Source organism: Candidatus Arsenophonus triatominarum (assembly GCF_001640365.1).
Taxonomy (GTDB): Bacteria; Pseudomonadota; Gammaproteobacteria; order Enterobacterales; family Enterobacteriaceae; genus Arsenophonus; species Arsenophonus triatominarum.
The window spans coordinates 191698-210933 of record NZ_LWMI01000016.1 but is presented as its reverse complement, the minus strand read 5'-3'; the positions used below and the strand labels follow the sequence as shown (position 1 = coordinate 210933).

At 36.8% G+C, this 19236-nt stretch carries 15 protein-coding genes and 8 pseudogenes; 15 read left to right on the top strand and 8 right to left on the bottom strand.

Annotated features, from left to right (window positions below):
- Positions 1-8 precede the first annotated feature (8 nt).
- The 4 genes and pseudogenes from AYJ55_RS15110 to AYJ55_RS15100 all read left to right on the top strand — a co-directional run.
- Positions 9-1661, top strand: a complete 1653-nt coding sequence (locus AYJ55_RS15110) for a Na/Pi cotransporter family protein (RefSeq protein WP_063657134.1) — start codon at positions 9-11, stop codon at positions 1659-1661.
- Between the two features lie 91 nt (positions 1662-1752).
- Positions 1753-2002, top strand: a pseudogene (locus tag AYJ55_RS36150) (IS701 family transposase); the annotation flags it as partial.
- A 442-nt stretch (positions 2003-2444) separates the two neighbouring features.
- Positions 2445-3317 (top strand): IS982 family transposase, encoded by an 873-nt coding sequence (locus AYJ55_RS15105; protein WP_063657426.1) that lies wholly within the window; start codon positions 2445-2447, stop codon positions 3315-3317.
- Positions 3318-3345: 28 nt separating this feature from the next.
- Positions 3346-3948, top strand: a pseudogene (locus AYJ55_RS15100) (transposase); the annotation flags it as partial.
- Positions 3949-3979: 31 nt separating this feature from the next.
- Here AYJ55_RS15100 and AYJ55_RS15095 read toward each other — a convergent pair.
- Both AYJ55_RS15095 and rsmC read right to left on the bottom strand, forming a co-directional pair.
- Positions 3980-4708: pseudogene (locus tag AYJ55_RS15095) on the bottom strand (IS982 family transposase); the annotation flags it as partial.
- Positions 4709-4896: 188 nt separating this feature from the next.
- Positions 4897-5913, bottom strand: a complete 1017-nt coding sequence (rsmC, locus tag AYJ55_RS15090; protein ID WP_063657131.1) for a 16S rRNA (guanine(1207)-N(2))-methyltransferase RsmC — start codon at positions 5911-5913, stop codon at positions 4897-4899.
- A 387-nt stretch (positions 5914-6300) separates the two neighbouring features.
- Between rsmC and AYJ55_RS15085 the strand changes: the two genes are divergently transcribed.
- From AYJ55_RS15085 to prfC, 10 genes and pseudogenes are all read left to right on the top strand, one after another.
- Positions 6301-6714, top strand: a complete 414-nt coding sequence (locus AYJ55_RS15085; RefSeq protein WP_063657130.1) for a DNA polymerase III subunit psi — start codon at positions 6301-6303, stop codon at positions 6712-6714.
- Positions 6683-7147 carry a ribosomal protein S18-alanine N-acetyltransferase gene (gene rimI / locus AYJ55_RS15080; protein WP_063657129.1) on the top strand — a complete coding sequence of 155 codons (465 nt, stop codon included), beginning with the start codon at positions 6683-6685 and terminating at the stop codon, positions 7145-7147. The genes AYJ55_RS15085 and rimI overlap by 32 nt, the downstream gene beginning before the upstream one ends.
- A gap of 115 nt (positions 7148-7262) precedes the next feature.
- On the top strand, positions 7263-7817 hold the full coding sequence (fliB, locus tag AYJ55_RS15075) for a flagellin lysine-N-methylase (RefSeq protein WP_162505614.1): 555 nt from the start codon (positions 7263-7265) through the stop codon (positions 7815-7817).
- Positions 7795-8537: pseudogene (locus tag AYJ55_RS15070) on the top strand (transposase). Before fliB ends, AYJ55_RS15070 begins: the two are co-directional and overlap by 23 nt.
- Positions 8538-8594: 57 nt before the next feature.
- Positions 8595-9225 (top strand): annotated as a pseudogene (locus AYJ55_RS33335) (IS982 family transposase); the annotation flags it as partial.
- 36 nt (positions 9226-9261) lie between these two features.
- Positions 9262-9627 carry an IS630 transposase-related protein gene (locus AYJ55_RS15060; protein ID WP_063653415.1) on the top strand — a complete coding sequence of 122 codons (366 nt, stop codon included), beginning with the start codon at positions 9262-9264 and terminating at the stop codon, positions 9625-9627.
- Positions 9551-10084 carry an IS630 family transposase gene (locus AYJ55_RS15055; RefSeq protein ID WP_162505291.1) on the top strand — a complete coding sequence of 178 codons (534 nt, stop codon included), beginning with the start codon at positions 9551-9553 and terminating at the stop codon, positions 10082-10084. Before AYJ55_RS15060 ends, AYJ55_RS15055 begins: the two co-directional genes overlap by 77 nt.
- 21 nt (positions 10085-10105) lie before the next feature.
- On the top strand, positions 10106-10261 hold the full coding sequence (locus tag AYJ55_RS34695) for a transposase (RefSeq protein ID WP_425393816.1): 156 nt from the start codon (positions 10106-10108) through the stop codon (positions 10259-10261).
- A 115-nt stretch (positions 10262-10376) separates the two neighbouring features.
- Positions 10377-10565 (top strand): hypothetical protein, encoded by a 189-nt coding sequence (locus tag AYJ55_RS29260; protein ID WP_162505611.1) that lies wholly within the window; start codon positions 10377-10379, stop codon positions 10563-10565.
- An 871-nt stretch (positions 10566-11436) separates the two neighbouring features.
- Complete coding sequence (gene prfC, locus AYJ55_RS15050) at positions 11437-13026, top strand: peptide chain release factor 3 (protein WP_063657125.1); 1590 nt, start codon at positions 11437-11439, stop codon at positions 13024-13026.
- A gap of 31 nt (positions 13027-13057) precedes the next feature.
- Here the strand turns inward: prfC and AYJ55_RS26400 are convergent, their stop codons facing one another.
- From AYJ55_RS26400 to AYJ55_RS26390, 3 genes and pseudogenes are all read right to left on the bottom strand, one after another.
- Positions 13058-13276 carry a transposase gene (locus tag AYJ55_RS26400; protein ID WP_425393815.1) on the bottom strand — a complete coding sequence of 73 codons (219 nt, stop codon included), beginning with the start codon at positions 13274-13276 and terminating at the stop codon, positions 13058-13060.
- A 177-nt stretch (positions 13277-13453) separates the two neighbouring features.
- A pseudogene (locus AYJ55_RS29255) lies at positions 13454-14056 on the bottom strand (IS982 family transposase); the annotation flags it as partial.
- Positions 14057-14084: 28 nt separating this feature from the next.
- Positions 14085-14772, bottom strand: a pseudogene (locus AYJ55_RS26390) (IS256 family transposase); the annotation flags it as partial.
- A 73-nt stretch (positions 14773-14845) separates the two neighbouring features.
- Between AYJ55_RS26390 and AYJ55_RS15030 the strand changes: the two are divergent.
- Positions 14846-16023 (top strand): IS3 family transposase gene (locus tag AYJ55_RS15030; protein WP_425393809.1). Its coding sequence is split into 2 segments (ribosomal slippage): positions 14846-15101 and positions 15101-16023, totalling 1179 coding nucleotides; the frame shifts between segments, so codons are not numbered across the junction.
- A 510-nt stretch (positions 16024-16533) separates the two neighbouring features.
- On the opposite strand, the gene AYJ55_RS33325 is transcribed toward AYJ55_RS15030, so the two are convergent.
- The 3 genes and pseudogenes from AYJ55_RS33325 to AYJ55_RS15015 form a co-directional block, all read right to left on the bottom strand.
- A complete protein-coding gene (locus AYJ55_RS33325) occupies positions 16534-16653 on the bottom strand; it encodes a hypothetical protein (protein ID WP_245677412.1) in 120 nt (39 codons plus the stop codon).
- A gap of 112 nt (positions 16654-16765) precedes the next feature.
- A pseudogene (locus AYJ55_RS15025) lies at positions 16766-17801 on the bottom strand (IS481 family transposase).
- Positions 17802-18623: 822 nt separating this feature from the next.
- Positions 18624-18899: a hypothetical protein gene (locus tag AYJ55_RS15015; RefSeq protein ID WP_063657120.1), complete on the bottom strand. Its 276-nt coding sequence runs from the start codon at positions 18897-18899 to the stop codon at positions 18624-18626.
- Between the last annotated feature and the right edge of the window lie 337 nt (positions 18900-19236).

The window sequence follows — 19236 nt, the reverse complement described above, 5'->3', positions numbered from 1 at the left end:
GATAATTAATGTTAACATTAATTGAATTATTATCATCAGTGGCTTTATTGGTATGGGGCACATATATTGTCCGAACTGGTATTATGCGGGTTTTCGGTAGCGATTTACGCCGAATATTAGGCAAAAGTATCGGTAAAAAATCGCGTGCATTTTTAGCGGGTATTGGTGTCACTGCTTTAGTACAAAGTAGTAATGCGACAGCATTATTAGTTATTTCTTTTGTGACACAAGGTTTAATTTCTATCACGCCAGCTATGGTTATTATGTTGGGTGCTGATGTCGGTACTGCGATAATGGCCCGGGTGTTAACTTTTGATTTGGCATGGTTATCATCATTGTTAATTTTATTTGGTGTTATTACTTTTCTTAGTCAGAAAAAAAATCGTTCTGGTCAATTAGGGCGAGTTGCGATTGGCCTAGGTCTGATTTTATTAGCTTTAAAGCTTATTGTTGGTTCAGCAACACCAATTACTCATTCGTCCGCTATCCAAGCAATTTTTACCTCTTTAAGCGGTGATACCATTCTAGCACTACTAGTTGGTGCGGTATTTGCTATGCTCACCTATTCCAGTCTGGCAGCGGTTTTGTTGACAGCAACATTAAGTGTAGCAGGACTCGTACCGCTTTATATTAGCCTCTCGATTGTTATTGGCTCTAATATCGGTAGTGGTTTATTAGCTATGATAGGTAGTAGCCAGCAAAGCGGATCGGCACGGCAAGTGGCTTTAGGCAGTTTATTATTCAAGCTTATTGGCGCGATAATGATTTTACCCTGGATTAAACCATTAGCTGCCTGGATTGGTCATTATAATTTTAATGTCTCTGAAGTGGTGATCTATTTTCATGTGTTTTATAATTTATTGCGTTGCTTAGTTATGCTGCCATTTGTCGAATTCATGTCGCGTTTATGCCAACGTTTTATTCCTATTTCTCCTGTAGAGGTCGAGGTTTTTGCACCTCGTTATTTAGATAAAGCGGCGTTGGAGACACCTTCATTAGCGATTGCCAATGCGGTAAGAGAGACACTACGTATGGGGGATATTGTTGAGCAAATGGTTCAACGTTTGGCTGAAGTTCTAAAGGGCAATAAAATACAGCGGCGTTATATTGCACACCTGGAAGAAGAGATCGATATGCTACATAGTAGTATTAAACTCTATTTGGCTCAAATTCAGCAAAATCAATTAGGGGAAGCTGATTCTCGTCGCTGGGCTGAAATTATTGATACTGCTTTGAATTTACAGCAATCAGCCACCATTATTAATCGTATGGCAACAGAAGTGGTTAAAAAAATATTTGATAAGCAACATTTTTTCTCCCCTTCAGGTACTAAAGAACTGAATACTCTGATGGAACGATTACAGAATAATTTGAGTTTAGCTACGTCGGTATTCGTATCTGGAGACATAGATAATGCGCGTCGATTACGAAGAGCTAAACATCGATTCCGATTATTAAATCAACGTTATGCTTATGCGCATGTTGAGCGCCTACATAAGCAAAATGTACAAAGTCTCTATACCAGCAACTTACATGTTAGTTTACTTGGGGATATGAAAAGATTAAATTCGCTTTTTTGTGCGATCGCTTATCATGTATTAGAAGATTTAAGTGAAAACCGTGCTGAACAAATTAATCCTGAAAGTGATAAAAATATATAATTAGTTATTCATTAAATAATAACACGAGTTTCGCAATCTCCAAAAAAGAAGTATAAATTTAAAAACAAGAAAAAATTAGGGTGTTCATATTTTGTCCGGTTATCCATGCATTAAAAATATCTATAAAACATTCTTACAAGTAAGCAGTGTAAGATACTCTGGTTTGGCGTTATCAGAAGTAAGCCCATCGCCTTTATCTCATGACACTGGTTAGCCTATGGCTAAAAAGTAGATGTTTTCGACCTAAAGACCTATGGCGATTAGTTCAACCTTCTATAGACAAAAAAAGCCCTTGCGTACTAATTGCCGATGATACATTGATTGCCAAAACACGTACACGAGTTTCACACCAATAAAAAAACGCTCTATTTTTAAGTTTAATTCAGCATAATATATAAATAGACAAAATCTTATAAATTAAAAGCAACTTATTGTAATTTAAACAAATTTATACTTTTTAGTAACTTGCAAATTAACCATTGCTTTTAAGCCATTTTTGGAATTTTATATGCCTGTGCGAAACTCGTGACGTAGTAAAAAAATAGAGATGGTCCATTATCAATATTCAGGTAATGAACATGATGTTATTGCTGGCATAGGTTTAGTTAATTTGCTTTGCCATGATCTGACAAGTGTTGAATCAATTCCTATTGATTATCGTATTTAACCTGAGTTCGGGATAAGAAATAAAGTGAAAGTCTTGCTATTTAAATAGTTGAATGCGCATATTTCGTTAAAAAACTCTAACAATCTGGTTAAAGAGTATAACATTGTTAAACAATGATGGAAAATCTTACTGAACTTTATTGCCTGATGGATGATTTTTGTAAAGACTTCGTGCCAAAAATGCATGAAATTTTGCTGAATAACGGTAGTAAGCGTCGTAGACGGTCTACTCAGCTTCCATTGGCTGAAATGATGACACTGGTTGTTTTGTTTCATCAACTCCGATTCAGCCAATTCAAGGTATTTTATCTCTATTATGTCCGTTTATTTCTCAGGAAGGAATTTCCTAACTTGCCATCATATTCACGCTGCGTAGAGTTACTTCCGCGCAGTGCCTTAGCTTTAACGGCACTGTTTGAGTCAATTAAGGGAAAGTGCACGAGTCTGTCGGTTGCCGATTCTACTCCGATAGCTGTGTGTGATAACTTACGGATCCGCCGGCATAAAGTCTTCGATGGGATAGCTGAACGAGGAAAAACCTCAACAGGTTGGTTCTTTGGTTTCAAACTTCATGTAATTATCAATCATTTGGGGGAAATACTCAGTTTTCGACTTACACCAGGAAATACAGATGATCGGAAACCATTACCTGAGCTGATAAAAGATCTTTCTGGTTGTTTGTATGCGGATAAAGGGTATTTATCGGCTTCACTGAAACAGCAACTGAAAACAATGGGAATTAACCTTATAACGAATATCAAGAAGAAAATGAAGCCTGTTGAACAGACTTGTTTCGACAAAGCCATCTTGCGTCATCGTTCTGTCATTGAAACGGTATTTGATGAGTTAAAAAATCTTTGTCAAATAGAGCATACGCGGCACCGCTCTCCTGCTAACTTTGTAGTGAATTTATTAGCAGGGCGGGTTGCATATTGTTTAATTCCATCTAAACCAAAGATACCGGTGGCAGGAACATATCTTCAAGCATAATTGATAATGCTTATCCCGAACTCAGGTTATTTATGATAAAGATTCTGATGGAAAAACAAAAAACACGCACTTTTCCGAAATGCTCGCACTTGCTAAAAAAAGAGGGATCATACCAGAAGCGGTAGTGATGGATGCCTGGTATTCTAGCCTGGATAATCTGAAATCAATTCGCTCTCATGGTTGGGTCTGGATAACCACGCTGAGGAAAAACAGGATTGTTAACCATAACAAACAACTGAACAAGTTAGACATCTCAGAAGAAAGAACTCCAATACACTTACGAGGCTACGGTTGGGTGACAGTTTTCAAATTTACAGCCAAAAACGGCCGTATTGATTACAGAGTAACAAACAAAGACAATCCCACCCGTCAATATGTCAAATCTATCATGGATGCCCGTTGGTCTGTTGAAGTTTATCATCGGGAAGTTAAACAAAATTGTGGTATTGAACGCTGTCAGGCTTGCACAAGCCGAGCGCAAAGAAATCATATTTTTCTCGCTATTTCTGCGTGGTTTGAACAACATAAACGTCGTATATCTGAAAAAATAACCCTTTATCAACAAAATTGGGACGTAATCAAAAATGCTATTACTGAGCACATCCGTGTTTTATTAGCGTACCCAAATTAGTTTTGTGCGAAACTCGTGTTTTTAACCCATTAAAATCAAATACCGTTTCAATGACAGAACGATGACGCAAGATGGCTTTGTCGAAACAAGTCTGTTCAACAGGCTTCATTTTCTTCTTGATATTCGTTATAAGGTTAATTCCCATTGTTTTCAGTTGCTGTTTCAGTGAAGCCGATAAATACCCTTTATCCGCATACAAACAACCAGAAAGATCTTTTATCAGCTCAGGTAATGGTTTCCGATCATCTGTGTTTCCTGGTGTAAATCGAAAACTGAGTATTTCCCCCAAATGATTGATAATTACATGAAGTTTGAAACCAAAGAACCAACCTGTTGAGGTTTTTCCTCGTTCAGCTATCCCATCGGAGACTTTATGCCGGCGGATCCGTAAGTTATCACACACAGCTATCGGAGTAGAATCGGCAACCGACAGACCTGTGCACTTTCCCTTATTTGACTCAAACAGTGCCGTTAAAGCTAAGGCACTGCGCGGAAGTAACTCTACGCAGCGTGAATATGATGGCAAGTTAGGAAATTCCTTCCTGAGATATAAACGGACATAATAGAGATAAAATACCTTGAATTGGCTGAATCGGAGTTGATGAAACAAAACAACCAGTGTCATCATTTCAGCCAATGGAAGCTGAGTAGACCGTCTACGACGCTTACTACCGTTATTCAGCAAAATTTCATGCATTTTTGGCTCGAAGTCTTTACAAAAATCATCCATCAGGCAATAAAGTTCAGTAAGATTTTCCATCATTGTTTAACAATGCTCTACTCTTTAACCAGATTGTTAGAGTATTTTAACGAAATATGCGCATTCAACTATTTGATAGCAAGACTTTCACTTTATTTCTTATCCCGAACTCAGGTTACTTAAAACGAAAGTGGTAACAATGTTGTTCAAATAATTAATTATTTTGCTAAAAACTTATCGTATCAGATTTAACGAAATTTGCTGGCTTGATAAACCTTGAATTTACCTGTTTGGGCAAGTATTTCATGGCGACCAAAAGCTTTATCTAACCAATCTGGATAAGGTAAGAAGGCATTGGCAACCATTTTAAATTTTCCACCTGGTTTTAGATGATTTGATGCTTGTTTGATGATTGCTTCAGCGGCTGAATAATCCGTTTTTAATCCATCATGAAACGGTGGGTTGCAAATTATCCAGTCGTAACTATCTTCAATCGCAGAGTAGATATCACTTGGTATAACATCGCCAGTTAAGCCATTTATTTTTATAGTTTCAATAGAGGATGTGACCGCTGCAGCATGAGTATCGCAGAGAGTCAATTTTATGCCAGGGTTTCTCTTGCCAATAACCGTTGCAAGCACACCGGAGCCGGATGCGATATCTAATAATTTACCCTTAATGGGTTTATCAAATGTAGAAAGAAGTAGTTGACTACCGGCATCCAGCGCTTGTTGACTAAATACGCCAGGTAGGGTTTTGATAGTTATATCAGCGACCTTATAGATATTCCACCAATCATTTAAATGAAAGTGTGGTTGTTTTTCTAGCTGGCAATAATAGAGGCTACAGCGCCGAGCTGCATCAATTTTGCGTACACTGCCTATTTCTTCTAGAATTTTATCGGCGCTGTTTACACCACTACGATTTTCACCAACAATAAAAATATCACTACCTACTGGTAAAACTGAGCAAATATTGTGTAGTTGAAAATGGGCTTCTTGCTTGTTTTTAGACCAAAAATAGATCAGTGTATTAAATTGTATTGCCACTGCTTTTTCAAGCATTAAGTCATAATGGGCTCTTTCGCCTAGCGCTTTGTTAAATGATAGCCAGTAGTGATATTGATTAGTTAAAATATGTAAAATTTCAGCGCTCATTTCTGTGCTAGTATTATCTTGTAAGTTACCAGCGATTAAAACACGACGGCCGATAAAGTATTCATCATGGCGTAAAATCACTTCACTAGCGGGCGTCAGTGAAGACATAAATGCTGGCTCCTGTATTAGATTAGGTTTCCTTTTACCAACTATAAAAGGAAAATATTCACCGTAAGCGTAAAAAATATCGCTCATAGAATCGTAAATTTTGATAAATTTGTGAGATATGAACTTATTATCGCAATTGTATCACTATTATTAGATTTCAATCCAATGGTTACTTGTTATCTATTATTTAGTGATCATATTGTTTCTTGATAACTTAATAATTTGTATATTTACCCTATTTATTTGCAGTTTAGATTCAGCAAATAAATATAGTTAGAGAGAAAGAGTAATTGTGTTTATATTGCTAGGTTTTGCAATGTTATTATTTTGATTTATATAGCTTGGTTTGATAAGGTGGCACGGTATATATTGTGATGGAGTAGTTTGATGACGATTAGAGATCAATTACTAAAGCAGATGGGAATTGTGCAATGGGCATTACGCGATCCTGCGCTACTACGTGGTGAACATGCAGTGTGTATTCCTGACGCTACCCAATTAATTATCATCGCTGATGAACGCATTGATTTAGGTAACCTTTTTGTCAAAGATATTTTACGAGCGATGATGATAGACAGTCGTCAGGTATGCTGTTTATTAACTAAAGAGGTATCGCTGTTGTTACCAAAAGAAATTCTTTGGCCTTGTTGGATCATAGGTAAGCAATTACCTGTTAGTTCAAAAACATGGGTTATCCATACTTTACCATTGCAAGAAATTTATTCTGATCCTCAGTCAAAACGCGCTTTGTGGGCGCAAATATGCCAGCATGAAAATAATTTCGAATTTAGAACAAACTGATTTAGTCTCTGCTTTTGCTATTGAAAACATGAGTCATGCTTTTCCCTGGAGTGAAAAGGTATTCTACAGTAATAAAGGAAAGCAATATATTAATTTAAAAATCAGTCTTGAAAATCAATTGGTTGGTTTCGTTATCACACAATATCTGCTTGGTGAGGCAACCCTGTTTAATATTGCTATTCATCCTGATTATCAAGGACAAAGTTATGGTGAGTGTTTACTACGCTATTTGATCGAACATTTGGCAACCAAAGATATCAAAACTTTATGGTTGGAAGTCCGGCAATCAAATCATGCGGCAATTCAGCTATATGAAAAACTGGGTTTTCATATTGTCACAATAAGAAAAAATTATTATCCGGCGGCAAAAAAACGTGAAGATGCAGTGGTTATGGCGTTAACTATTTTGCCTGATAGTATGCCTGCCTTATAAATTTAAATACCTTAATTAAGATAAAAAAATAGTTTAGATTCGATAGTAGTACCATTGATAGGCGCTATTAAGTGGTAATTTGTGTATCAATATTCGCTTAATAGGCCTATTTGTAATGAAACAATATAGAGAAATTATCCCGCTTTTTTATAAAAAATTTAAATGTATAGGCGATCAGTGTTTGTCTCATTGTTGTCGTGGTTGGACGATTAACATTGATAAGAAGACTTATAAAAAATATAAAACTGCACATCAAATTGAGATCAAAGAGATCACTGATAAACATCTGATTAAATATCCTAAAGGTAGTGGTACTAACAAATACTCTTTTATTGCACTTGATAAAGATGACAAATGTCCATTTTTTTATCGTAACAAATTGTGTCGGATTTACAAAACGTTAGGACCCAGCGCATTAAGCTGCATTTGCCAGACTTACCCAAGATTAAAAACTCAATTTGATGGTTATACGCAACATTCGTTGAGTTTTTCTTGCCCAGAGGTAGTTCGTTTAGTGTTATTTCAGCCAGATTCGATGAAATATAAAGAGAACACCGTGATTGAAAAAGTTAGAATTACACGAGTTTCGCAATCTCCAAAAAAGAAGTATAAAGCTCAAAACAAGAAAAAATTAGGGTGTTCATATTTTGTCCGGTTATCCATGCATTAAAAATATCTATAAAACATTCCTACAAGTAAGCAGTGTAAGATACTCTGGTTTGGCGTTATCAGAAGTAAGCCCATCGCCTTTATCTCATGACACTATTAGTCGTGGCTATTTTCGACCTAAAAACCTATGGCGATTAATTCAACCACAAAAAACACGCACTTTTCCGAAATGCTCGCTCTTGCTAAAAAAAGAGGGATCATACCAGAAGCGGTAGTGATGGATGCCTGGTATTCTAGCCTGGATAATCTGAAATCAATTCGCTCTCATGGTTGGGTTCGGGTAACCACGCGGAGGAAAAACAGGATTGTTAACCATAACAAACAACTGAACAAGTTAGACATCTCAGAAGAAGAAACTCCAATACACTTACGAGGCTACGGTTGGGTGATTGTTTTCAAATTTACAGCCGAAAACGGCCGTATTGATTACAGAGTAACAAACAAAGACAATCCCACCCGTGAATACGTCAAATCTATCATGGATGCCCGTTGGTCTGTTGAAGTTTATCATCGAGAAGTTAAACAAAATTGTGGTATTGAACGCTGTCAGGCTCGCACGAGCCGAGCGCAAAGAAATCATATTTTTCTCGCTATTTCTGCGTGGTTTGAACAACATAAACGTCGTATATCTGAAAAAATAACCCTTTATCAACAAAATTGGGACGTAATCAAAAATGCTATTACTGAGCACATCCGTGTTTTATTAGCGTACCCAAATTAGTTTTGTGCGAAACTCGTGTAACAATATGGTTAAAGAGTAGAGCATTGTTAAACAATGATGGAAAATCTTACTGAACTTTATTGCCTGATGGATGATTTTTGTAAAGACTTCGAGCCAAAAATACATGAAATTTTGCTGAATAACGGTAGTAAACGTCGTAGACGGTCTACTCAGCTTTCATTGGCTGAAATGATGACACTGGTTGTTTTGTTTCATCAACTCCGATTCAGCCAATTCAAGGTATTTTATCTCTATCATGTCCGTTTATATCTCCGGAAGGAATTTCCTAACTTGCCATCATATTCACGCTGCGTAGAGTTACTTCCGCGCAGTGCCTTAGCTTTAACGGCACTGTTTGAGTCAATTAAGGGAAAGTGCACGGATCTGTCGGTTGCCGATTCTACTCCGATAGCTGTGTGATAACTTACGGATCCGCCGGCATAAAGTCTTCGATGGGATAGCTGAACGAGGAAAAACCTCAACAGGTTGGTTCTTTGGTTTCAAACTTCATGTAATTATCAATCACTTGGGGGAAATACTCAGTTTTCGACTTACACCAGGAAACACAGATGATCGGAAACCATTACCTGAGCTGATAAAAGATCTTTCTGGTTGTTTGTATGCGGATAAAGGGTATTTATCGGCTTCACTGAAACAGCAACTGAAAACAATGGGAATTAACCTTATATAGCTAGGCGACTTAATTTTGATTACAAGGTGTGTTATGAGTTATACAATTGATTTTCGACGTAAAGTAATATCTGTAAGGAAAGCCGAAGGTTTAACAATTCGAGAAACTGCGAAACAATTCCGTATTGGAAAAGCGTCTTTAGTACGTTGGCTTAAACGACCAGAGCCAAAAAATTCAACGCCACGTAAGAGGAAGCTCGATAAAAATGCTTTAGCAAAAGATGTGGAACAGTATCCAGATGCTTACCAAAAGGAACGGGCAGAGCGATTCGGTGTTTGTAAAAAGACTATTTGGCAATCCCTTAAAAAGCTGGGATTAACCTATAAAAAAAACTCTATTCCATCCAAAAACCAACGAAAGCGACAGGCTGGCACATCAGCAAAAAAGACAACAGTATGAAAAAAAAGATAAATCTGTTGTTTTTATTGATGAAAGTGGTTTTTCACATGACACTCCACGAACTCACGGCTATTCCCCAAAAGGTCACCGTTGTTTTGGCCTGAAAAACTGGGGTGCTAAGGGAAGAACAAATGTTATTGGCGCTTTATTGGGAACAACCCTTTTTGCTATCGGATTATTTGATTGCAATATTAACCGTGATGTTTTTTATGTTTGGATCACAAAAATATTGCTCCCAGAACTTCCTGAAAATTCTGTTATTTTTATGGACAACGCTAGCTTTCACAAAGGTAAGAATATTGAACAGGCAATTATAAACGCAGGACACCAGATAGAATATTTGCCTGTGTATTCACCAGATTTAAATCCTATAGAACATAAATGGTCTCAAGCTAAACGTAAAAAGATGGAAACAGGATGCACTATCGATGACCTGTTTTTAATACATATGCTGTAATCAAAATTAAGTCGCCTAGCTATAACGAATATCAAGAAGAAAATGAAGCCTGTTGAACAGGCTTGTTTCGACAAAGTCATCTTGCGTCATCGTTCTGTCATTGAAACGGTATTTGATGAGTTCACGAGTTTCGCACCAATAAAAAAACGCTCTATTTTTAAATTTAATTCAGCATAATATATAAATAGACAAAATCTTATAAATTAAAGGTAACTTATTGTAATTTAAAAATTTATACGTTTTAGTAACTTGCAAATTAACCATTGCTTTTAAGCCATTTCTGGAATTTTATATGCCTGTGCGAAACTCGTGGAGATTAAAAAATCTTTGTCAGATAGCGCATACGCGGCACCGCTCTCCTGCTAACTTTGTAGTGAATTTATTAGCAGGGCGGGTTGCATATTGTTTAATTCCATCTAAACCAAAGATACCGGTGGTAGGAACATATCCACGAGTTTCGCACAGACATATAAAGTTCTAAAAATAGCTAAAATAATGTTTTATCCGCAAGATACTAAATAATATAAAATATATATTTATTTCAATAAGTTATATTTGAATTAGCAATTTTTGCGAATTATATATTATATTGAATTGAACTTAAAAATAACTTGTTTATTTGTCGGTGCGAAACTCGTGATATCTTCAAGCATAATTGATAATGCTTATCCCGAACTCAGGTTATTCATACGGTAGTTTTATTAAAAATTCATTCCTTGATATAGGAATAAATATGTTTGATGTTTCTCATCTTCCATTGCGACAGTTGAATAAACTTTTTGTAAAAGAAAAAGAGAATGATGGGCTTGTAGGACGTTATAGTATGCGGTTAGGTTAATTAATCCGTGATGATTATAATATGGATCATTTTGATATCGTTAATCAAATTGCTGGATTTGTTTCAAATAAATATGATGTCCCCGAAATTTTTGGCAATCATGCACAGATATTAGCAAAGAAAGGCTTATAAAATAGTAGAGAACACCATTAGGTAATAATATTAATCGATTATTTATTAAAATTATTCTTAATAGCTATTAATGATATGTATTATAAGAGTAATATGTTAATATCTGACGTATTATGTAAAAATTTTTCATTTAATAGTCTTACTTTATTCTAATAAATATTTTAATTAGTGACTTTAATATAATCAGTAATAGGTTTTCTGATTTAATTAAATAATCTATATTTAGCTAAAAACAATTTTCTTTACTTTTTTTCTATTTAATTTTATCGGCTAACTGAAAAATATTTTTTAATGAGTTAGTAATTGTTTTCAAAATGGCTTTGTCGGTGTAGAATTCTTGCCAATTTTTTATACATCATGTTGTGTATGTTGGGTTGTTATAATGAAAGAGAATAATTTTTGTCAGAAAATAGCACGGCGTAGAACCTTTGCTATCATTTCTCACCCTGATGCAGGGAAAACCACGATCACAGAAAAAGTACTATTGTTTGGCCAAGCTATTCAAAAAGCTGGCACAGTGAAGGGGCGTGGTTCGAATCAACATGCAAAATCTGACTGGATGGAAATGGAAAAACAGCGCGGGATCTCGATTACCACTTCGGTAATGCAATTTCCTTACCTAAATTGCTTGATTAATTTGCTAGATACCCCAGGGCATGAGGATTTTTCGGAAGATACTTATCGGACTTTAACGGCGGTCGATTGTTGTTTGATGGTGATTGATGCAGCTAAAGGTGTTGAAGATCGTACGCGTAAATTGATGGAAGTAACACGGCTACGTGATACACCTATTTTAACCTTTATGAATAAATTGGATCGCGATATTCGCGATCCAATGGAATTAATGGATGAGGTTGAAAGTGAATTGAGTATCGCTTGTAGCCCGATTACCTGGCCAATTGGTTGTGGCAAGTTATTTAAAGGGGTTTATCATCTTTATCGTGATGAAACTATTTTATATCAGAGTGGGCAAGGGCATGCTATTCAAGACGTTGTTATTATTAAAGGATTAAATAATACCGAATTGGACAAAGTTATTGGAGACGATTTTGCTGCTCAGCTACGAGAAGAGCTTGAACTGGTAAAGGGTGCTTCTCATGAATTCAATTTAGACTCATTTTTACAAGGCAAGTTAACACCCGTCTTTTTTGGCACCGCTTTGGGTAATTTTGGGGTTGATCATATGTTAAATGGTTTGGTCAATTGGGCACCAAGCCCCATGCCTCGGCAGGCTGATAGGCGTATTGTTAATGCCCAGGAAGAAAAATTTTATGGTTTTGTGTTCAAAATACAAGCCAATATGGATCCAAAACATCGTGATCGGGTGGCTTTTTTGCGGATTGTGTCTGGTTGTTATCAAAAGGGTATGAAACTTTATCAGGTACGAAATAAAAAAGAGGTGGTTATTTCAGATGCGCTTACTTTTATGGCGGGTGATCGTTCCCATGTTGAAGAAGCGTTTCCAGGTGATATCATTGGCTTGCATAATCATGGTACTATTCAGATTGGTGATACTTTTACCCAGGGAGAAGCGTTAAAATTTACCGGTATTCCCAATTTTGCACCTGAACTATTCAAACGCATCCGTTTACGTGATCCGTTAAAGCAGAAACAGTTACTTAAAGGATTGGTTCAGTTATCCGAAGAGGGTGCGGTTCAGGTATTTCGCCCTTTAGCCAATAATGATCTTATTGTTGGTGCTGTTGGTGTGCTTCAGTTTGATGTGGTGGTAGCGCGCTTGAAGAGTGAATACAATGTTGAAGCTATTTATGAGCCAGTAAATGTGTCAACCGCACGTTGGATCGAATGTGATGACGTAAAAAAATTAGAAGAGTTCAAACGTAAAAATGAACAAAACCTGGCTTTAGATGGTGGTGATAACCTCAGTTATATTGCACCAACGATGGTAAATCTTAATCTAACCCGCGAACGCTACCCTGAAATTCGGTTTTGCAAAACGCGTGAGCATTAATTTAACCTGAGTTCGGGATAAGCATTATCAATTATGCTTGAAGATATGTTCTTGCCACAGGTATCTTTGGTTTAGATGGAATTAAACAATATGCAACCAGCCCTGCTAACAAATTCACTACAAAGTTAGCAGGAGAGCGGTGCCGCATATGCGCTATCTGACAAAGATTTTTTAACTCATCAAATACCGTTTCAATGACAGAACGATGGCGCAAGATGGCTTTGTCGAAACAAGTCTGTTCAACAAACAGGCTTCATTTTCTTCTTGGCACGAGTTTCGCACAGGCATATAAAATTCCAGAAATGGCTTAAAAGCAATGGTTAATTTGCAAGTTACTAAAACGTATAAATTTGTTTAAATTACAATAAGTTGCTTTTAATTTATAAGATTTTGTCTATTTATATATTATGCTGAATTAAACTTAAAAATAGAGCGTTTTTTTATTGGTGCGAAACTCGTGCTCGATATTCGTTATAAGGTTAATTCCCATTGTTTTCAGTTGCTGTTTCAGTGAAGCCGATAAATACCCTTTATCCGCATACAAACAACCAGAAAGATCTTTTATCAGCTCAGGTAATGGTTTCCGATCATCTGTGTTTCCTGATGTAAGTCGAAAACTGAGTATTTCCCCCAAATGATTGATAATTACATGAAGTTTGAAACCAAAGAACCAACCTGTTGAGGTTTTTCCTCGTTCAGCTATCCCATCGAAGACTTTATGCCGGCGGATCCGTAAGTTATCACACACAGCTATCGGAGTAGAATCGGCAACCGACAGACCCGTGCACTTTCCCTTAATTGACTCAAACAGTGCCGTTAAAGCTAAGGCACTGAGCGGAAGTAACTCTACGCAGCGTGAATATGATGGCAAGTTAGGAAATTCCTTCCTGAGATATAAACGGACATGATAGAGATAAAATACCTTGAATTGGCTGAATCGGAGTTGATGAAACAAAACAACCAGTGTCATCATTTCAGCCAATGAAAGCTGAGTAGGCCGTCTACGACGCTTACTACCGTTATTCAGGAGGGTGTTCATAATTCTGTGTCAGGGGATTTTATATTTTGATTATACCATCTAGGCGCCCTTTAAAATAGATGGACAATTGAGCAATGGTTAACGCCCAATTACTAATCGGCATAGTCCATTTGTTGGATACCTGATTGATGCCAATATAGAGTAATTTTAATAAGCTGTTTTCATTAGGAAAAGCACCTTTGGTTTTGGTTAATGTCCTAAACTGCCGATGAACCGCCTCTACTGCATTGGTCGTATCAATGGGTTTTCTAATGGCTTTAGGGTATCGAAAATAAGCACTGAGCAACTCCCATTTACTTCGCCAGGATTCTAGCACTATCGGGTATTTTTCACACCATTTCGTTTCCAGTTCGTCAAGGCAAGCTCAGCAGCCGCTTTAGTATCTGCACGATAAACCGGCTTAAAATCAGCCATAAAGGCTTTTTGGTCTTTACTGGCAATATAACGTAAGCTATTGCGAATTTGATGAACTACGCATAGCTGACTGTCTGCGGGAAAATACTGGCTATCGCTTCTGGAAACCCTTTTAATCCGTCAACACAAGCGATTAAAATATCTTGTATACCACGGTTATGTAAGTCAGTCAGAACGCTCAACCAATGATGTGCTCCTTCTGTTTCAGACATATAGAGTCCTAACAATTCCTTATGCCCATCGGTGGTTAGTCCAAGTACTGTGTAGATTGCCTTATTGATATAGTGACCATCTGTAGTGGCATACTAAATTTGGCCACCTAAGTTGAGGTGATATGCTTACCTCATAATTTTTATAGGTGCCGAAATGAGTAAAATAATTACTGCTGAATTTAAATGTGAAACCGCCAAATTAGTCCTTGACCAAAATTACACCTACCAGGAAGCCGCGAAAGGCATGAACGTTAGTCTTTCAGCGATTAGCCGGTGGGTAAGAGCCCTTCGTTTAGAACGTCAAGGGAAAACATCGCCTGGTCTGCCATTAACACCTGAACAAATTGAGTTCAGAGAAATGAAGAAAAAAATCCACCGGCTGGAAATGGAGAATAACATCTTAAAAAAGGCTACTGCGCTCTTAATGTCCGACTCACTGAAAAATTTTCGGTAGTTGAAAAGCTAAGAGTGCTTTATCCGGTGAAAACTTTGTGTCGTATTTTTAATGTTCACCGAAGCAGTTATCGCTATTGGTGTCGGCCTAAGGAGCCAGATATTGAGCGGACGATAAAACGTAGCCTAGTCAGCGAAGCGTGGAACGTTAGTGGCGGCTCTGCTGGCGCAAGGACTATCGCCACGATGGTTACCAATACACACAACGTGAAACTTGGGCGGTGGTTAGCGGGTAAGTTGATGAAAGAATTAATCATCGTCAGTTGCCAAGAGCGAAAACATAAATACAACCGCGGTGGAAATGAACGTATTGATATTCCAAATCTGCTCAATAGGCAGTTCGCTGTTACAAAGCCTGACCAGGTTTGGTGCGGCGATGTAACCTATATTTGGACAGGCTCACGATGGGCCTATCTGGCTGTGGTATTGGATTTGTTTGCCCGAAAACCGGTGGGCTGGGCAATGTCATTTGCACCAGACTCAGAATTAACCGCCAAAGCACTACAAATGGCTTGGGAACTACGTGGGCATCCCAAACAGGTGATGTTCCATAGTGATCAGGGAAGTCATTATACCAGTCGTCAGTATAGGCAGGCATTGTGGCGTTATCAGATGACCCAAAGTATCAGTCGCAGAGGGAATTGTTGGGATAATAGTCCGATGGAACGATTCTTCCGTAGTCTGAAGACCGAATGGGTGCCAACGACTGGCTACCAAAGCTTTAGTACTGCTCAGTCAGCCATTATTCGCTACATAACCCACTACTATAGCGATATAAGACCTCACTGTAAGATTAGCATAAGGCTGTGTAATATTTGTTATAGAAATAATAATAGCAAATATAATCCAGTGGATGAGTGTGTTGATAATACCGATTGAAAAGTATTTAGTGAAATGTGTCACAAAATTTATCTATGATTAAATTTGATTAAGAAGTTTATCATATAGCAAAGTTGATATTTACTGTGAATAATTACAGTTTAATAAGATGAAAATAAAAAACCAGCAAGATTGGTTAAATATTTTTTGATGTTAAAAGGTGTATAAAAATTATCCATAAAAATATCAAAAAAACCAGTAATTGTCACTCACTATAAGCCGTAAGTAATTGATTTATAGTGAGTGAAATCGCTTGTTTTTACGTGTAAATGCGTATAATAAATGAGCTATATTTTTATAAGTAATTGATAAATAATTTTTTTATTTTTATTTACCTTATTATAGTTAGTAATACGCTTAATTTTATTGACTGGGAGACTAAACATATTATCAAATCCATTCAGTATTAGTGTTATTTCCCGTGATATTTATGAATGACAAACTCGATAAAATCCTGAATTTCTTCTTTTGCTGACCAGGGTAATTCAGCAAATTTTTTATGGTCATATTTCAGGACGTTATTATCATCAGGGGCAACATTAACTCATACGGTTTACGCCCTAAAGCTTTTGCTATGGCTTCAAGGCTATCTATGGTTGCACTCGCTTCATTTTTAACGATACGGTTGATGGTTGACTGTCCCAGTTTGGATTTTACTGACAGTTGTGCTTGAGATTTTACGCCATGTAGTAGCTCAGACTTAATCTGACAGCTACCGGTTATTTATACAGTACCTGTCAGGTTAAATTTGATTTAAATCTTTCTCTCTCCAAAGTTGTTTTCCATCGTGTAAAGTTGCCATAGGAGTTCGACCGCAACACATTTTTCCTTGATGAGTGCGTTGGTTATTATATTCCGCTAACCATTTATCTAAATCAGCTTGTAATTCATCTAAAGCCCTATAGATTTTCTTACGAAAAGCCACCTGATAGAACTCTTGTAATACAGTTTTATGAAAGCGTTCACAAATCCCATTAGTTTGAGGTGAACGAGCTTTAGTTTTTGTATGATCAATATCATTGATAGCGAGATAAAGTTGATAATCGTGATGTTCAACTTTACCACAATACTCACTGCCTCTGTCCGTCAGTATACGTAACACCGGTAACCCATGCTGGGAATAAAAGGGAGAACCTTGTCATTTAATAAATCTGCCGCCGTTATCGCGCTTTTTGTTGTGTAAAGCTTACAATGAACGACTTTACTGTAAGTATCAATGTAAGTTTGTTGATAAACACGACCAACGCCTTTTAAATGACCGACATAAAAAGTATCTTGTGAACCCAGATAACCTGCGCTGTTTCAATCTCACCACAGGCTTCATCATCTTGCGCTTTCTTTTCTAGAGCACTGATTTGTGATTCTGACAGGATAATTCCTTCTGTTGCGATTTTATCTTCAAGCGCTTTTAGGCGTTTTGTAAAATTTTCGAGATTATGGCGCAGCCAAATAGAGCGAACGCCACTCCCCGAAACAAAAATGCCTTTTTTTCTTAGTTCATTACTACTGCGGTGTTGACCGTGTGCAGGGTATTCAATCGCATACTCGACTACAGCGCTTTCAATCTGTTCATCTACTCTATTTTTTACGTTAGGCACCCGTCGATTTTGATTAATTAAAGCGTCTATCCCACCATCGTTAACAAGTTCCTGGTAGCGATAAAACGTATCTCGGGATACCCCCATAATCTTACAGGCTTTTGAGACGTTATTAAGCTCTTCAGCGAGGTTAAGTAACCCGACTTTATGTTTGATGATAGGATTATTTGTTTGATACATAGAATTACCTTTTATTTAATTATCTAATGATGTTAATTAAAACCGGTAACGCTCTTTTTTAAATCAGAATTGTCGGATTAAGTTAAGACTAATATATATTATCCACCTTCTTTAAATTGTAATATATTGTCGATAAAACAATATGAAAGAAGGGAAAGAGTCACCAACTATTCAAGATGCTATTAACTAATCAAATTTTTGCTAACCAGCTTTTTATGGGTGTTTTTATTGTTTTATTAACCAAATAATTATATCTTATTTCACGCACTACTTTTTATAAGCTCGTATGGTACATATAAGGTAATTAAGGCAGTAGTGTATCGCCCCATGTGAAAGTGTGGGGCTTTCTTCTAAATGTAATATTTTACCACTTTAATATGGTCGCAGAAGTTGTCGTCCTTTCTGTCTCTGGCGTTATAGGTTTATTATGCTTTGATTCAGGTTTACACGCATACCCTTTACAGTGAGAGGTCTTCTGGTCAAATATTCCAACTTCTAAACTTGAACATCCAGATAATACGATTAATCCAAAAATCGCCAATAAGATTTTTATCATCCTTGCTTCACCTTTATTAAAATTAATTGAGTAGCGGATGATATTAAGTTTTGAATTTTATTACTGCAACCATTTCGTTTTAAGCAACGGCAGTACTCATAATCTCAATCATGAAAGCGAGTAAGCGGCTGGCTCCGTATTCAACTTATAGCAACGGAACCCTCACAATGAGGGTATATGCGTATATTCTAAAAATATAAGTTAATTCATCAAAAATATGGAAAAGTTAAATTTAATTCCATACCAAAGGATTTAACGCTTAAACATTATTGCTGGTTAAATGTTGCATATCCACACGATGAACATTTATAGAAATTCCGATTAACCCCTACATCACTAAATGTTGGATCAGGTTCTGTTCTATCAAGTCGGTAGGTCATATCTCCACATTTGGGACATTTATCGCCTGGTTTACTGTTAATTATTTTTTCGAGTTCAATGACTCGCCTTTTCAAATCTTCGACCTCAGAGGGAACGGATTTTAGCTTTTTCCACAATGGTATTTTTTCAAGCAGATTATCTAATTCGGAGAGTATTCCCATGAATGACCTCATTAATAAGACAATTTTAATCGAAGAGGGTTTAACCATATGCAAACCCTCAATCTATGGACTGAGCATTATAGACGATAAACAGTCAGGAAAAGTAATAAGAATATCGCATAGTGGCGATAACATTATTGAGTTTCCACTAACGGAAATACAGTGTAGAGCATTGGCAGGAAAACTCATGGATTAATTAAACTTTTTAAGTCATCCAACTAATCACTTAAAGCAATGGAACCCTCAGCGGGAGGGTATATTGTATTAGTCTTAACTTAATCTGACGATTCTGATTTAAAAAAGAGCGTTACCGGTTTTAATTAACATCATTAGATAA

Excerpts from the sequence above, each read along its gene's own strand:
- AYJ55_RS15110 (WP_063657134.1), top strand. The coding sequence starts at position 9 with ATGTTAACATTAATTGAATTATTATCATCAGTGGCTTTATTGGTATGG.
- rimI (WP_063657129.1), top strand. The coding sequence starts at position 6,683 with ATGAAAATAATTTCGAATTTAGAACAAACTGATTTAGTCTCTGCTTTT.
- AYJ55_RS29260 (WP_162505611.1), top strand. The coding sequence starts at position 10,377 with ATGCCTGTGCGAAACTCGTGGAGATTAAAAAATCTTTGTCAGATAGCG.
- AYJ55_RS15085 (WP_063657130.1), top strand. The coding sequence starts at position 6,301 with ATGACGATTAGAGATCAATTACTAAAGCAGATGGGAATTGTGCAATGG.
- AYJ55_RS15060 (WP_063653415.1), top strand. The coding sequence starts at position 9,262 with ATGAGTTATACAATTGATTTTCGACGTAAAGTAATATCTGTAAGGAAA.
- fliB (WP_162505614.1), top strand. The coding sequence starts at position 7,263 with ATGAAACAATATAGAGAAATTATCCCGCTTTTTTATAAAAAATTTAAA.
- AYJ55_RS15105 (WP_063657426.1), top strand. The coding sequence starts at position 2,445 with ATGGAAAATCTTACTGAACTTTATTGCCTGATGGATGATTTTTGTAAA.
- prfC (WP_063657125.1), top strand. The coding sequence starts at position 11,437 with ATGAAAGAGAATAATTTTTGTCAGAAAATAGCACGGCGTAGAACCTTT.
- rsmC (WP_063657131.1), bottom strand. The coding sequence starts at position 5,913 with ATGTCTTCACTGACGCCCGCTAGTGAAGTGATTTTACGCCATGATGAA.
- AYJ55_RS15015 (WP_063657120.1), bottom strand. The coding sequence starts at position 18,899 with ATGGGAATACTCTCCGAATTAGATAATCTGCTTGAAAAAATACCATTG.